This window comes from Paenibacillus sp. 481 (assembly GCF_021223605.1).
Classification (GTDB): Bacteria; Bacillota; Bacilli; order Paenibacillales; family Paenibacillaceae; genus Paenibacillus_B.
In genome coordinates this window covers 3,730,388-3,744,110 of the sequence record NZ_CP075175.1, presented here as the reverse complement: position 1 = coordinate 3,744,110, position 13,723 = coordinate 3,730,388, and the positions used below count along the sequence as shown (strand labels likewise).

10 protein-coding genes are annotated in these 13,723 nt (G+C 47.1%); 5 read left to right on the top strand and 5 right to left on the bottom strand.

The annotated features are described in order from the left end of the window. Positions 1-19 precede the first annotated feature (19 nt). A complete protein-coding gene (locus KIK04_RS16455; protein WP_232274700.1) occupies positions 20-1,153 on the bottom strand; it encodes a serine hydrolase domain-containing protein in 1,134 nt (377 codons plus the stop codon). A 27-nt stretch (positions 1,154-1,180) separates the two neighbouring features. Further along, complete coding sequence (locus KIK04_RS16450; RefSeq protein ID WP_232274699.1) at positions 1,181-2,083, bottom strand: LysR family transcriptional regulator; 903 nt, start codon at positions 2,081-2,083, stop codon at positions 1,181-1,183. 170 nt (positions 2,084-2,253) lie between these two features. Between KIK04_RS16450 and KIK04_RS16445 the strand changes: the two genes are divergently transcribed. Beyond that, positions 2,254-3,285: a DMT family transporter gene (locus KIK04_RS16445; RefSeq protein WP_232274698.1), complete on the top strand. Its 1,032-nt coding sequence runs from the start codon at positions 2,254-2,256 to the stop codon at positions 3,283-3,285. A 133-nt stretch (positions 3,286-3,418) separates the two neighbouring features. On the opposite strand, the gene KIK04_RS16440 is transcribed toward KIK04_RS16445, so the two are convergent. The 3 genes from KIK04_RS16440 to KIK04_RS16430 all read right to left on the bottom strand — a co-directional run bounded on the left by KIK04_RS16440 (position 3,419) and on the right by KIK04_RS16430 (position 7,144). After that, positions 3,419-4,939, bottom strand: a complete 1,521-nt coding sequence (locus tag KIK04_RS16440; protein WP_332329974.1) for a leucyl aminopeptidase — start codon at positions 4,937-4,939, stop codon at positions 3,419-3,421. Positions 4,940-5,030: 91 nt separating this feature from the next. Continuing rightward, positions 5,031-6,371, bottom strand: coding sequence for an ATP-binding protein (locus KIK04_RS16435; RefSeq protein WP_442951177.1), 1,341 nt, complete (start codon positions 6,369-6,371; stop codon positions 5,031-5,033). Positions 6,372-6,736: 365 nt separating this feature from the next. After that, positions 6,737-7,144, bottom strand: coding sequence for a hypothetical protein (locus tag KIK04_RS16430; RefSeq protein WP_232274696.1), 408 nt, complete (start codon positions 7,142-7,144; stop codon positions 6,737-6,739). Positions 7,145-7,335: 191 nt separating this feature from the next. Here KIK04_RS16430 and KIK04_RS16425 point away from each other — a divergent pair, with 191 nt between their 5' ends. The 4 genes from KIK04_RS16425 (at position 7,336) to KIK04_RS16410 (ending at position 13,721) form a co-directional block, all read left to right on the top strand. Then, positions 7,336-7,548, top strand: coding sequence for a hypothetical protein (locus tag KIK04_RS16425; protein ID WP_232274695.1), 213 nt, complete (start codon positions 7,336-7,338; stop codon positions 7,546-7,548). A 196-nt stretch (positions 7,549-7,744) separates the two neighbouring features. After that, positions 7,745-8,290, top strand: a complete 546-nt coding sequence (locus tag KIK04_RS16420) for a DUF4912 domain-containing protein (RefSeq protein WP_232274694.1) — start codon at positions 7,745-7,747, stop codon at positions 8,288-8,290. Further along, a complete protein-coding gene (locus KIK04_RS16415; RefSeq protein ID WP_232274693.1) occupies positions 8,287-11,298 on the top strand; it encodes a 1,4-alpha-glucan branching protein domain-containing protein in 3,012 nt (1,003 codons plus the stop codon). The genes KIK04_RS16420 and KIK04_RS16415 overlap by 4 nt, the downstream gene beginning before the upstream one ends. Beyond that, positions 11,295-13,721: a sugar phosphate nucleotidyltransferase gene (locus tag KIK04_RS16410; RefSeq protein ID WP_232274692.1), complete on the top strand. Its 2,427-nt coding sequence runs from the start codon at positions 11,295-11,297 to the stop codon at positions 13,719-13,721. Before KIK04_RS16415 ends, KIK04_RS16410 begins: the two co-directional genes overlap by 4 nt. Positions 13,722-13,723: the final 2 nt, after the last annotated feature.

Sequence of the window (13,723 nt, the reverse complement as noted above, 5' to 3'; positions counted from 1 at the left end):
TCCTAACTGATTATGGATCTCAATTAGAGTTCGTTTTGGTCATCGCAACGACTTGTTCAATTAATTTCAATGGCTGCGGCGTGTCTTCAAAATGACTTGTAAACACGATAACGAGTTGCTCCTCCGGTACTACGACTATGTATTGTCCACCATAACCCATGGCAAAAAAGGACTTTGTTCCATCAAAATCTCGAACCCACCAATGAAATCCATAGCCCCCAATCCAAGAATCACCTTCGGCATGCTTTTGCGTAGACAATGCCACCCAGGACTTTGGCACAAGCTGTTGTCCGTTCCACTTCCCTTTTTGCAAATAAAGCAAACCGAATTTCGCCATATCCCGTGGAGCCATTTCTAAACCGAATCCACCTGGAGTGGTGTTTTCAGGATTTGTTTCCCAGTCATAGTGTGTAATACCGAGTGGCTTAAACAACTTTTGCTCGCCGTACTGTTCCAAGTTGTAACCCGTAGCTTGTTTAATAATGACGGACAGCAATTGAGAGGCACCCGAATTATAATTGAATGTCGTTCCTGGCCGTTCGATAATGTTGCGTTCGAGCACAAACTTCGTCCAGTCTCTGCTGTTCACCATCTTTTCCATCCCAAATCCCCACTTCGACCATTCCGGCCAATCCATCCCTGTTGTCATTTCCAATAGATGCTTGATCGTAACTTGATCATTCATTTTATCTTTATCACGCCTCCACAGCGGAAGCCAATTAGCTACAGGTTGATGAATATCTCCTACAAAACCTTCCTCCAACGCAATTCCAAACAACGCCGAAGTGACACTCTTCGTCACTGAGTTAATGGGGAACTGACTTTTTTCATCATACCCTTCTCGATAATACTCGGAAATGATAAACCCATTTTTGACGAGAACCATCGAATAGACGACAGATAATTGTTTCAATTTTTCATTAAAGTCGATTAGCGGCTGTTCCTTGATACCAAACGTAGCAGGAGTCGCAAAATTCCAACCTCCACCCGTAGTATGAAACGAGTTGCTCATATAAGGAGTGGGCTTAAGATTATTGGTTCGTTTTTCACCAAACCGATCCGTAGATGCGCCACTGGAATGCCATAATGAGCAACTGCTTAACAACAAACCAATCATCAGAAGCAGCAGTAGGTAATGGAATTTCCTTTTCATTGCTACACCTCACTCCCTTTGTACACCCTAATCGTGCACAATCGGCATGCGCTGCGCTCTAATATGCGCTATAGTCTCTAAAAATTTGCGTTCAACTTCACTCAAATAAGTGTCGGCCCGTCTAATATAGACGACTGAAATGTGCCGAAACGGAGCGGGAACGGCATACACACGCAGCATGCCTTCCGCTTCCAGCTTCTTTACGGCGGACCTTGGCACCACGGTAATACCTAATCCGGCAGCTACCGTTCCGATAATCGTCTCTAGCGTCCCAAATTCCATAATTCGAGACGGCGAGATCCGTTCCACTTGCAGCCACTGCTGCAACTTGGCGCGGTAACCACACCCCGTACGAAATACGAGTAGCGGTTGTTGCAGCAAGTCGCTCACATCAGGCTTCGCATCTTCCACTTCTTGTTCAGCAAAGTTGCCGCTTACAAGGACAAGTTCTTCTTCAAACACGGGGTACTGTTCAACGTGTAAGGAAAGAACCGGGCCTGTTACAAAGGCCCCATCCAATTTATGCTCAAGCACTTCTTCCGTTAGTTTCTCCGTCACTCCGGTGACCAGAGATAAATCTACTTTTGAATATTCACGATGAAACTTGCTCAAAATATCCGGCAGTCCAACAACCGTCTCGACAGAACCGATGAGCAGCGATCCGACAGGATCATCGGGATGTTGAAACGCTTTATGCATTTCGCTCATTAAGGCGGACATGCGTTCCGCATAAGTGAGCAGCTTTCTTCCTTCCGCATTGAGGATCATCCCGCGACGATGTCGATGAAACAACGGATGGCCTAGCTCCTGTTCTAACGTACGAATCCGCGCGGTAACGTTCGATTGGACGTATCCTAATTGTTCAGCTGCACGGCTGACGCTGCCATGCTCAACAACGGACAAAAATATATGAATATCGCTCAGTTCCACTCTATTTAACCCCTTTATTTACACGCTGTGATATAAGGTATCAATTTAAATGATATGTTAAATCACTTTCAATTATTTTACAAGATACTTTCAGCGCATTATTCTAAGTAAGCAGAGCAACAAATAGGGAAATAAATAGAGAACAATATGATTGTAGGAGTGGACACATCATGAGCAAAAAAAGTTTTTGGCAGGGCGCGATTTGCTGCTTGTTTGCTGCCGTTGCATGGGGAGCTATGTTCCCCATAGCGGAAGGCGCGCTGCATTATATTGACCCCTTCTGGTTTTCTGGTATTCGCTACGCTGCAGTCGCCATCTTACTCGCTGCAATACTGTGGTGGAAAGAGGGACGAAGTGCATTTCGTGCGGAAGGCCATGGGTTTAAGCTGTGGATGTTAGGAACGCTTGCCTTCACCATCTATAACTTCGGTGTATTTTGGGGCCAGCAGCAATTAGGTAAGCCCGGTGTTCTCCTTGCTTCTATCATGGAATCTTTTATGCCGATGCTAGCGGTGCTGTTTGTCTGGATAGCTACACGCAAGCGCCCAAGTCTCATAACGATAGGATGCGTAGTTGTTGCTTTCATTGGTGTGTTATTTGTCGTCACAAAAGGGGATTTCTCTGCGCTAAGTAGCGGTAATATGAAGTTCATTCCACTACTATCTGTTTTTGTCGGAGTTGCCGCTTGGGTGCTGTTTACGATTGGCAGCGAGCAGTTTACTGGCTGGTCAGCATTGCGCTTCTCCACCTTAACTTCTATTTACGGTGGATTGACATCCATTATCGTCGCAGCAGCAATGACTGCTACAGGCATTGTTGATATGCCTACGATTAGCACGCTTACCATAATACTTCCTGCCATGACTTTTATGGTTATCGTAGCGGGCCTAATGGCGCTGCTAAGTTGGATACATGGTATTCAACTCCTGCAACCGATAAACGGCATGCTCTTTATCAATTTTGTACCCGCGACAACGTTTGTTATTTCGGTTATGCAAGGCTATCAAGTGTCCGGAGCCGAAATGATAGGCACTTTACTTATTATCGGTGCACTGATTGTCAATAACATCATAAGCCGCCGATCAGCCTCAATGCCTCAAACTGCTCAGACTCCTGAAGCGGACTCATCAACACGGGCAGCTGCTAATAAAAATCGAGTATCACCTAACCGCTCACGAAAGACCGCTACAACTTCAACCTAGCTACCTTTTTACCCATTAAAAACAATAGGAGAGGCTATGCAGCCTCTCCTAGCTTGATGTCGGTCATCGTTGTCTGATAAGCTCACATTCGATCAGTTTGAATGTTACATATTCGTTGTATCATCGTACCGTACTAGGCTTCAGACGTGATCATTTCAGCAATCGTCCGCACCATAGCCCCTGTACCGCCCTTCGGATCTACGCCACGCGCTTTATTCAAAAACGCAGTTGCCGCGATATCCAAGTGAACCCAAGGAAGCCCGTCTGCAAACGTACCTACGAACAATCCCGCTGTAATCGTGCCTCCAGCGCGACCACAAGAGTTGCGTACGTCAGCAACCTCACTCTTCAATAAGTCCCAGTACTCTTGGTGGGAAGGCAATTGCCACACATATTCACCCGTACGTTTCGATGCAGTTGTCAATTGCTGCATCAGTGCTTCGTCATTCGTCACTACGCCTGTCGTAAAATCACCCAGCGCAACGGTCACCGCACCTGTCAACGTAGCAGCATCAATTAGTTTAGTAGCGCCTAGCTCCTTGGCATACGTCATCGCATCTGCTAATACTAAACGACCCTCTGCGTCTGTGTTGATAACTTCAATCGTCCGTCCGCTGTAAGAAGTAATAACATCGCCAGGCTTCAACGCGTTGCCAGCAGGCATATTTTCCGCTGATGCGATCACACAGAGCACGTTCGCTTTGGGACGTAAATGTCCGATCGTAACCATAGCCCCTAGCATCGTACCTGCGCCACCCATATCGCAAATCATTTGCTCCATATTCGCAGACGGTTTGATGGAAATACCACCCGTATCAAAGGTAATGCCTTTACCGACAAGACCGTATACGTCGTTCCATTCTTCTTTACCTTGGTATTTCAGCACGATCATGCGCGGTGGATTTACGCTACCTTTACCGACGCCGATCAAGCCGCCCATCCCTTTGGCTTCAGCTTGATGTTCATCTAGAATGTGCACTTCAAAGCCAAATGTGTGCGCCAAATCTTGCGCAACCTCTGCCATCTTGCTCGGATAGAGCACGTTGCCAGGCAAGTTCGTCAAGTCGCGCGCTAATGTTGTACCGAGCGCGTACGCCTTTCCACGAGTTGCACCTTGTTCAACTTGCTCTAGTGCGTCGTCAGCGCCATAAACAGTTAACTGCTCGAAGCCATGAGGCGGCTTAGCGTCGCGCTTATACGTTACACGCTGGTAAGCGCCAAGCAGGAAGCCTTCAATAATGGCATGCCCCGCTTCTGCTAAGCTGCCTGTAAACTTCATACTGTCCGATTGCTGAGGTACAACTATAGCTACGCGCTTTGCACGCGCTTTTAGTGCTTCTTTAGCAGCTTGTACCATCATGATGCGAATATCCGCAATCGTGAGCACGTCATTCGAATGTCCAACTGCGATTAACACTGGCGCTTTGTCTGAGCCAGTCGGGAATGACTGTGTCTTGATTCCATCAAACAGCCCGCATTGTACAGCCTGCTGAACCAATTTGGCACCAGGCACCACGTGTGTTCCTTGCTCCCATTGCTTTTTTGTTGCAATAACGACTACAGCATCCGCCTCAGCTTGCACCGCATCGCCCGCAAGAACGCTAATATTCGTTTCGTTCATCCAATTTACATTCGTCAGTATCATGGTCTTCATCCCTTTGCTACAAATGATGTGCCAATTTCACACCATATTGTAACACAACTTAATACGGTGTTCGATCTGAAGTTGTACCTACCTACTACGTTCAACCCAGTGGCAATCTAATAATAAATTCCGTCCATTCGCCTTGTACACTATCGACTTCAATCAGCCCACCATGATTTTTAATGATCCGATAGCTGACGGACAAGCCTAATCCAGTACCTTCTTCTTTTGTCGTAAAGAAGGGATCAAACAGCCTTTCCAGTGTGCTTTTCGCCATTCCAATTCCGTTATCTCGAATATAGACCGCGACAAAATGACCTTCTTGCTGAGCCGAAATCGAAATAATGCCTTTGCGCTGCAAGCGCTGCGCATCCATCGCTTCAATCGCATTTCGAATCATATTTAACAGCACTTGCTTGATTTGCTTGACATCAATCGCAACGTACATCAGGCCTGCTTGGGATAAATCGGCCAATTCGATCTCGCAGCCTTTCATTAAGGCTTCGCTCTCTGTTAGCAGCACAACTTCCCGCAGGAGCGATGCAATCGGTACTTCAGCCGTCATCGGTGCAGAAGGCTTGGACGAATTCAGAAACTCGAAAATGATGTCGTTCGCACGGTCAATTTCAGCTAAAATAATACGCGCGTACTCTTCTTTTCCAAGCTGCATCAAATGCGGGCGCAGCAATTGAATAAAGCCGCGAATGGATGTGAGCGGATTGCGTATTTCATGTGCAATCGCTGCTGCAATCTTCCCCAGTATAGCTAGCTTGTCATTTTGATATGCCGTTTGTTCAATACGCTTGTACTCGGATACATCTTTGATGCTAAATAAATAGTCTCCGTCCATTTGATCACTGTACGTGACCGTTACTAAATAATGGCGTCCATGCTGGTCCATAAATTCATGATAGCGCTTTCTTTGTAAGATAGTATCTCTGTATAAGCGAAGGATAATCTTTCTTTGTTCACGCTTTAACAAAGGATGGACGAGCAATTGCAGCAAGTTACAGCCGACCAGCGCTTTACGTGGCACCTCTAAAAACTTTGCCGTCTCTAAGTTGATAAATGACATCATTCCACTGCTGTCAAATAGCACGATACCACTGTCCATTTGTTGCAGCACATTTTCAAACTTATTTCTGACTAACTGAGTGGAGTACAATGCTTGTGCGGACCGAATCCAAGGTTCGCGAATCGGGTCAATGACCAAAGGTTCCCCCTCCTTGCTTCCCTGTTCTGTCTTGATAGCCGTAATCCATTCCACAAAGTAAATAAATGAGCGATGAAGTGCCTTCGCGCCTTCATCCCAATCCACATGAGCCATTACCGTACATAGCATTTCTTCATGAAGGTTAAGTAAATCTTCCATAGAAAGCTTGTCCGCCATTGCTGCAGCTTCCTTGGCCACTTGTAAGTGCTCGTCGCCGCCGTTCAACATATACACACGCAACCCATTGGCATACTGCTGCTTCCATTGCTGCTTGCGACCGTCTCTTCCTTTTAGCGCGTCCAACTAAGACTCACCTCATTAACGGCAACCGTTGACCGAATAAGCCCTTAATGACCGTTCCATTCCAACAGTTCCATCATAGTAAAGTTTTGGCAAAATCGTCAACCCAAAATAATGTCGATTTTTAACAAATAAGCGCACATTCATTAAAAAGTGTATAAAAATATACGTATATAAAAATAAAGCGACTTCCATTCGAATGTCGAAAGTGGCACTGATTGATGGCCGTGTTCGTCATACGAAGGTTGTCGCCCGATATGTGTATCATGTTGTAAACGCATCCAACTCAAGGCTCAGTTCTGCTTCATTAGCTGGGCTTTACGGCGGCTCATTAAAGCCAATCTCCGCTTCAACTGTGACTCCCATTGCGGATCGCTCCATTGCTTGGCCAAAGCCAATAAATCAAGTGCGTTATCAATTTGGTTACGTACAATGTCTAGTGGATCTTCATTTTCATGACTAACGCAATTCTCAAACAAACGTGCATCGTCTGCATTTACGTAATCACCAAAATCTACTTCTCTCACACCGTCACTTTCAGCATATTCTGCCAGAATTTCATATTCGTTCTCAACTAGATAGTGAACGTCTATACGTTGGCAAACCGGACATAGTAGCAGGGGAACATTATGTATCCTAGTCCTATAATGCTGTAAAGTACCTTTAGACCCAATCATACTTGCACCACAACAGAAACTCATGTTCTCCCTCCTAACATGTAATGCCTTGAAGGCGGAGTTCTCTTAGTCTATTCGACGCCTGCAAGGCCAATTCCTTTTTTTTACTACAATTTCATTTCAGCTTGTTAGGCAAAGGCATATTTGCGTATATGTTTGGCGTTTGCTGCATATAGATAGGAGACAATACCATTCCAAAAGTGGAGGGCTCATCGATGTCAAATATTTTGTTTGTCGCTTCTAAGCAAATTAGCTATTTGATGTATGACGATAACAAACATGAGCTTGTAGCCCATTATGTGACAGGTGAAACGAAGTGCTATCATTCCGTTTCGGCTAGTTGGTACAACCGGTTACAGCAATCCGAAAATCAATATGATGAGTTTATTTTACTCACCCAGTCCCTTTTGGAGACTTCCAGCAGTTAAGTGTTTATTGGGGGTGGATTAGGTATGCTGTTATTCATTTTGTACCTAGATTCATAGATTATGAAACAGTTTCACTCCCCTTTCAAATATTTAGAAAACGTTTAGACATGACGGAAGCCTTTCACGGATAGCATGAATGGATAGCAAAAGTTGCATCTGCATGATGACTAAAGCTAACCAACGAAAGGAGGTCCCTATGTTCGGCTCACCCACCCACAATCCATGGCCACCGACTTATTTGCACAACATCATTCATCTTATGGTCAAAGACCCTACAACATTATTTGTGTACTGGGAAATAACAGAACGAAAGCGGCAAGCTGTAGAACGTCATTATTTAACCTCTTGGAACAGCATACCCAAAATCATGCGATTATATCGTTCGACAAGTTCGGTTACACAAGCATGCACTTATGCTCATTCCGACATTGAAGTGTTTGACGCTGATTCATGGTACATCAAACATATTCAAGCGAATACGGCATACATGGTTGATTACGGAGTGTGGAACAGCTGTCAGCAATTTGTTCCGTTACTACGTTCCCAAGCCGTACAAACACCTCGTAACTTCCCTGCTGGATCAAATGAAACTAGTGATCAAATAGCTATTCAAATGACAGGCCATCACGTCCACCTACATGATGAGCAACCTTTTACAGCTGCTTCCTATGACGAGACTTCCCCATTCAAGCAATTTTCTACGTACACGCTATATTCAACTAAAGAAGGAGTACGTTCATGAACGAGCAACCAAATGGACATATTGCGCTCGTGCTGCACGCGCATTTGCCATATGTCCGTCACCGTAACCGTGACGATTTAATGGAGGAAAGATGGTTTTTTGAAGCGATGACGGAGACGTATATTCCTTTATTGGATACGTTCGAACGCTTGCAAGCCGATCATGTTCCCTTTCGGATCACGATGACCTTAACACCGACCCTGCTTGCGATGATGGCTGATCCGCTCATGCAGGAACGGTATGAGCAATATTTGTTACGTGCCATCGGGCTAGCTGAACGCGAGATCGAGCGCAACGAGCCGAACGAAGCATTTATAGCGCTTGCTGTCATGTATTTTGACCGCTGGACCCGTTGGCTGCGGCTGTACCGTGAATGGGAGCGAGACGTTATCGCTCGATTCCGCTGTTTGGCCGATGCCGGTGTGCTAGAAATTATTACGTGCGCTGCAACGCATGCTTTTTTGCCCTTTATCAAGCATCCCGCTTCGATATACGCCCAAATTGAAACAGGGATGCTTGAACATGAACGCTTCTTTGGCCAACGACCGCACGGGATCTGGTTGCCTGAATGTGCATATGCACCACATTTGTCTCCCCTACTCAAGCAGTGCGGCGTACGTTATTTCGTAGTCGATGCGCATGGTATTGAGCATGCGGAACCACCACCGACAAGAGGCTGCTTCGCTCCTGTGCAAACCGCTGATGGCGTTCATGCTTTTGCACGAGATGTGTCCTCTTCCCAACAAGTATGGAGCAGTCACGAAGGTTATCCAGGTGATTACGACTACCGTGAATATTATCGGGATATCGGATTTGATCTCGGGTGGTCCGACGAGCAGGAATGGAAATATATTAAGCCCTATATGCTGCATGACGGAGCCAGAATGAACACCGGAATCAAATATTACCGGATTACGAGTACTCATGAGGAGAAGGAACCGTATCGTCCAGACTGGGCTAAACATAAAGCGTATGCGCATGCTCGTCACTTTCTGGACAGCAGAGAACAGCAACTACAGCTCGCTGCCACACATTTGGATCGCACGCCTGTTGTGCTGTGCCCCTATGATGCAGAATTGTTCGGGCATTGGTGGTACGAAGGGCCGCTTTGGATCGAAGCGTTATTTCGCGAACAAGCCACCCGTCGGAGTCTAGGGCAGAGCAAGCTTACTTTTGTTGCCCCTATCGATTACTTGGAGCAATATCCACAATCGGAACAGGCGCACATTCCGTTCTGCACGTGGGGACGAGATGGCTACGGTGATGTATGGCTACAAGAGCACAACGACTGGATTTATAAGCATCTTCATCAAGTGGAAACACGGCTACTACATACGATTGAGCAGCATCAGGGTGAACAGTGGGCATTCTCCTCTATTCAAGAGCGAATTTTAAATCAGGCTGTACGTGAATTTATGCTGGCTGGCAGCAGTGATTGGGCATTTATAATCGATGCCAATACGGTTCCATCCTATGCTACCGCACGTACGAAGCAGCATGTTATGCGATGCCACACGTTGCTAGACATGATCGATAAAGGCTTGTTTGATCAACTACTGCTGGAACAGATGGAGCAGGACGCACCTTGCTTTCCGACGTTAGATTACCGCTTGCTTCTTCACACCGAACGGAATCACAACGATATGAAAGCAACACATGCAGAACAACAAATAGCCGCGCAATTATTTACCGAAAGCGCTACAGCTCATTTAAAGACAAGCTTGCTCCACACTGCCGAAACGACGTATCGTGTTCCGCGCGGTGCGATGCTCAAGCTATCTAAACAGCAACGCAATAATGCGGTAAAGCGCGTACTCATGCTGGCATGGGAATTTCCGCCCCTCATTGTCGGCGGCCTATCACGTGCGGTGTATGACTTATCCCGACATCTCGTCAGACGCCAATGTGAAGTACATATTGTGACACGGGAAGTTCCCGGATCACCCTCCTTTGAAATGATGAGTGGCATATACGTCCACCGCGTTCCGCTTATTCAAACGAATACGGAAATCGAGTTTATGGATTGGGTGTTTCAAATGAATAATGCGATGTCGGATGGCGTCAATGAGCTTGTACAGCATGGCATTTCGTTTGATTTTATTCATGCGCATGATTGGCTCGTCTATCTCGCCGCCAAGGATTTAAAAGATGCGTACAACTGGCCGCTAATCGCCACGGTACATGCAACGGAGCATGGACGCAATCATGGCGCGCTAGAAAATGATTTGCAACGCCGGATTCATGACATGGAGCTTCAGCTAACGAATGAAGCCGAACATGTCATCGTGTGCAGTTCAGCGATGGTGCACGAAGTCGAAAGATTGTTCGGCCTAGCGCGTCATAAAATCTCGATGATTCCTAACGGTGTGGAGCGCAAGGCTGGGAATTTGAAGTTACACGGAAATAGCAAATCGACAAAGTCCGATATGAAGCAGGTCCGCCTGCAATACGCTCAGCCCAATGAACCCATGCTGTTCTATATCGGCAGGCTCGTGTTCGAAAAAGGCGTCCACGTCTTAATTGAAGCGATGACGCATGTTGTACGCAGCACTCCACAAGCAAAGCTCGTCATTGCGGGCAGCGGTCCGATGAAGCATGAGTTACAACGACTCGTCAAAGAACGACATCTAGACAATACGGTCCATTTCGCCGGATTCGTCAATGATGATGAGCGGGACGCACTGCTTAGCGCAGCCAACGTGTGCGTCTTTCCAAGCTTGTACGAACCGTTTGGGATCGTCGCTTTGGAAGCGATGCAGCAAGGAACACCCGTGGTTGTCTCCGATACAGGCGGCTTGGCTGAAATTGTCGAGCATGAGGTAGATGGCTTTAAAGCACTGCCTGGTCATGTTGAGTCGCTCGCTTGGCATATTACGGAACTGATCAACAATCGCGAGCTGGCCGAACGCATGGCTACCCGTGCTCAGGTTAAGGTACAAACGCAATACGATTGGCACACAATTGCCGTATCCACGCAACGCGTATATGAAGGAGTGATCGCACGATGAAAGCTGTCATTATGGCTGGTGGTAAGGGTACTCGTTTACGGCCGTTAACGCTGCAAACCCCAAAACCGATGGTTCCGCTATTAAATCGGCCTTGCATGGAGTACATTATCGAGCTGCTTAAGCGGTACGATATACACCAAATTGCGGTCACTGTTCAATATTTACCGGATGTTATTCGCCATCATTTCGGCGACGGATCACAATTTGGTGTCGAGCTTCACTATTTCGAAGAACTGTTACCGCTCGGTACAGCTGGCAGCATTAAAAATGCAGCCGCCTTCCTAGATGAACCCTTTATCGTCATCAGTGGCGACGGTTTAACCGACTTCAACTTGCGCCGCGCCGTACAGTTTCATCGTGAACGAAATGCGTTAGCGACTATGGTGCTCACTCAAGTTGCCTCACCTTTAGAATATGGTGTCGTAATGACCGCAGAGGACGGCCTCGTTACCCGGTTTTTGGAGAAACCGAGTTGGAGCGAAGTGTTTAGTGATACGGTCAATACGGGTATTTACGTGCTCGAACCAGAAATTTTAGACTGGATTCCCGAAAATGGAACTTACGACTTCAGCTTAAACTTGTTCCCTGCCCTACTTCGTGAACAAAAACCGCTCTACGGTTATGTAGCAGAAGGATATTGGTCTGATATAGGAAACTTACAACAGTACCGTCAAACTCAATTTGATATGCTCGATCGAAAAGTAGGGGTACGCATTTCGGCTTCCGAGCCGCTGCCAGGCTTATTTGTTGAGCAAGGCGTCCGACTTCCTTCACGCATTCGGTTGAGTGGTCCCGCCTACATCGGTGCGGGCTGCACGCTCCATTCTTCATGCGCGATCGGGCCTTATACGATACTGGGCCAAGGTAATACCGTGTACCCGAACAGCTCTATTGAGCGCAGTATCGTATGGGATGGCAACACGATCGGTGATTATACCGAGTTGCAAGGAGCGCTGCTGATGAATCGGTCTATTATTGGTAGCGGGGCTTATGTCCAAGAAGGAGCGGTCATTGGGAGCGGGTGCACGATTGGTGCCAAAGCGTCTGTCCGCTCACAAGTAAAGTTGTGGCCGAACAAAACCGTACACGCAAACGATGTGGTGAACGCTTCCTTGATTTGGGCCGATGAATCGTTAAGGCCGTTATTTAAAGGCCGCGGTATTGTCGGCATTCCAAATGCGCACATTACGCCAGAGTTCGTCGGTAAGCTAGCTTCCGCTTACGGCTCTATCCTTACAACAAATGCAACTATCGCGCTGGCTTGCAACAGCCACCCATTTGCGCAATTACTCCAAACTTCTTTTGCAGCCGGATTACGCTCCATCGGTGTCCATGTCATTGATATTGGCCCATGTTCCGAAGAGGTATGCCGCTATGCGGTTCGTCATTTAAACGCTGACGGTGCTGTTCATATTCAACTACGAACTTCAACGGATAACGCCCAAGTTGTCCTCTCTTGGATGGATGCGCAAGGCTTACCAATTGCCAAAAGCTTAGAACGGAAAATAGAAAATGCGTTCTACCAAGAAGATTATGCACGCAGTCACGCCGACCGCATTGGGCGCTGGCGCCGTTACGAAGAAGCTACCTCCGACTATGTAGAGGAGCTGCGGCAGATGATAGCGTTCGATAACATTCGTGAAGCTAATTTCACACTTGTCCTCCAGTACAGCCCGCTCGACGAACATGACACAATCGAGCAATGGTCCAACGCGATTGGTGGCACACGCATGCTCATTCAAGCCCACAACGGCGCGGTACACACGGTCGCCGAACACGTACAAAATTACCGCGCACATATCGGCGTTCATATGGAAAATGACGGTTCGCTGCAGCTTATTACTGCCGAGGGCGTAGTCGTGACATCATCGATGCTACAGTCCCTCCTTATTGTTGCCTTAGCGAGAGCAGGCACAGATGCCGTACTTGGCATCCCTATTAGCGCTCCCATTACGGCTGAACAATTAGCGGCTGACACGGGACTTCGTGTTGTACGTACACGGGAGCCGCTGCGCGCGATGATGGAAGCAGCCGTCGGCTTACCTTTTTCACCGTTCTCGCAGCGTCTGTATGCGATCAGTCTCATTTTGCAACTTATGTCGCAAGAGGATCTTTCTTTAACCGAATTGATTCAACAATTGCCTGAGCTGCATATTGTAAAGGAAGAAGTACCGTGCGCTTGGCATGAAAAAGGAACGATGATGCGTCAAATGATGGATTGGGTTCGTAGAAGTGAACTGGAAGCAGAGCTGCTCGATGGCATTCGTGTCCAAACCGAAGATGGATGGGTGCTTATTTTGCCCGACCAAGATGAACCTGCGTTCACCGTCGTCGCCCAATCTGAGAGCGCTTCTAAGGCACGCATATTAGCTACCGATTTTGCTGCTCGGCTGCACACTACGTATCAAACGTTAAGGAAGTGATC